The sequence below is a fragment of the Streptomyces sparsus genome (assembly GCF_054776295.1).
The window spans coordinates 1-2019 of the sequence record NZ_BAAHCA010000884.1 but is presented as its reverse complement, the minus strand read 5'-3'; the positions used below and the strand labels follow the sequence as shown (position 1 = coordinate 2019).

Annotated in this window: 3 protein-coding genes; all 3 read left to right on the top strand. The window is 74.7% G+C overall.

The window, feature by feature from the left end; genetic code table 11:
- The coding region (locus tag ACYVE9_RS24495) for a hypothetical protein (protein WP_461030075.1) at positions 1-184 on the top strand (184 nt) is incomplete at its 5' end.
- A 363-nt stretch (positions 185-547) separates the two neighbouring features.
- Positions 548-1069 carry a gluconokinase gene (locus ACYVE9_RS24490; RefSeq protein WP_461030074.1) on the top strand — a complete coding sequence of 174 codons (522 nt, stop codon included), beginning with the start codon at positions 548-550 and terminating at the stop codon, positions 1067-1069.
- 199 nt (positions 1070-1268) lie between these two features.
- On the top strand, positions 1269-1844 hold the full coding sequence (locus ACYVE9_RS24485; protein WP_461030073.1) for a SecDF P1 head subdomain-containing protein: 576 nt from the start codon (positions 1269-1271) through the stop codon (positions 1842-1844).
- The last annotated feature ends 175 nt before the right edge of the window (positions 1845-2019 follow it).

The window sequence follows — 2019 nt, the reverse complement described above, 5'->3', positions numbered from 1 at the left end:
GGCGTCACAGCCCACCGCCAGTGCCAGCGCGGCCACCGAGGCCAGTGCGCCCAGCGCCCGCCCCTGCCTGCTCGTGCCCCAGACCATCACCGACCCCCTGCTCCGCTCCCGCGGTGCCCCGCGCACCGCCGACCGTCCGGCGCACACCGCGCCTCCGACCCACGAGACGCGATCCGCCCCCTGAACGGTTCCCTGCCGGGACCCGTCCGACGCACCCGGCGCGCCACGAAACGCGCCGAACCCCGGCGCGCGGCCCCGCCGGCCCTGCCGTTCCCCGTGCTGCCCGGGACCGTCCCCGTGTCGCCGGGACGCCCCACGTGAGGGCGGCCAGCTTCGATTCGTCCTCGGCAGGGGCAGAACCGCGTCACCCGGGTACCCGCACAGGACGACGCGGCGACGTACCGGGCCCCGTCACCGCATCCGGACCGCCGAACGTGCCCGCGCCCTCCACGGCGGCCCCGGGCCGCCGCCCGGCCAGGACCGGGCCGGAGCGCGGTGAGGGGCCGCGGCGGCGCGGCGGAAACCCGAGGAACAGTGAGGTCAGCACATGCGAGGTCGTGACACCGTGGTGGTCATGGGAGTGTCCGGGACGGGCAAGACGACGCTCGGCCGCCTGCTGGCGCAGCACCTGGACGTGCCCTACGCGGAGGCCGACGACTTCCACCCCGTCGCCAACATCAGCAAGATGTCGGCCGGCAGGGCCCTCGACGACAGCGACCGGTGGCCGTGGCTCGACGCGATCGGCGAGTGGGCCCGGGAACGCACCGGGCGGGGCGGAGTCGTCAGCTGCTCCGCACTGAAACGCGCCTACCGGGACCGCCTGCGCGCTGCCGCGCCCGGCCTGTTCTTCGTCCACCTGGTCGGTGACCGCGCGCTGATCGCCTCCCGCATGGGCGGCCGCAAGGGCCACTTCATGCCGCTGGAGCTGCTGGACTCCCAACTCGCCGTCCTGGAGCCGCTGGCCGACGACGAGAGGGGCGTCACCCTCTCCGTGGAGGCCGACCCGCCGACGCTGGCCCGGCAGACACTGGACGCACTCGGCGCGGAGACCGAGCAGGACCCACGCTGAGCCGACCGAGCCGGGCCGACGCTGCCGCCGGCAGCGCTTCCGGGAAGGGGTCCATGTCCGGTGCGCACCGGACGGGAGGGGCGCCCCTGGAACGGTTCGGGGCCGCAACGCTCCGACAAGGGTTCGTGTCGGACCACTCCACGGTGATCCGAGCCCGGAACACCCCCGGAGTCAGGAGCGGAATGGGACGATTCCGCCCATGACCAACATTCTGAACAGTGCCCGCCGACGGCTGATGATCGGCGCGGCCCTGCTCGCGCTCACCGCGACCGCCTGCGGCAACGGGGGGCAGGACGACGCCGGGCCCTCGCCGGACGGTGCCAAGGCGTCCGGCGGCCCGCTGGCCAAGGAGCTGACCTTCCACCAGGTGGCCGCGGTCGCCGAGACCAGGTGCCCCGAAGAGCAGCCCCTCGACGGCAAGGTGAACGTCGGAGTCGCCGAGGGCGACGGCTGCCTCACCCTGGACGAGCCGGCTCTCACCGTCACCCGCACCCGGTCGGTGGGGACCGCCGACGGCACCCGGTCAGGCATCGGCTGGACGGTGCAGATCTCCCTCACCGAGAGCGACGCGGCGAAGTTCGCCGACCTGACCGGCCGGCTCTCCCGCAACAAGACGCCCGGCGACCGGGTCGCCGTGCTGCTCGGCGGCGACCGGCTGCTGATGGCCCCCCAGGTCAGCGAGACCATCAAGAACGGTGAACTCCAGTTCACCGGCTACCAGGACCGCAAGCAGGCCGAAGCCCTCGCCACCGACCTCGGCGCCCGCTCCTCCTGACCCTCCGGCCCTTCTGACCCCTGGCCCTCACCGGCCTCAGCCGCCGCCCGGGATGCGGCGGTGGGCAGCATCCCGGCGCGGGCGGCTACTTCGGGGTGGGGCGGAGCGCCCGGAGGCGGCGAACCGTGCGTCGGGCGACGGGGGTGCGCGCCGCACCGGTGAACGGGGCGGGCAG

What these genes read in the sequence shown, in the direction of transcription:
- ACYVE9_RS24485 (WP_461030073.1), top strand. Translation starts at nt 1,269, where the DNA reads ATGACCAACATTCTGAACAGTGCCCGCCGACGGCTGATGATCGGCGCG.
- ACYVE9_RS24490 (WP_461030074.1), top strand. Translation starts at nt 548, where the DNA reads ATGCGAGGTCGTGACACCGTGGTGGTCATGGGAGTGTCCGGGACGGGC.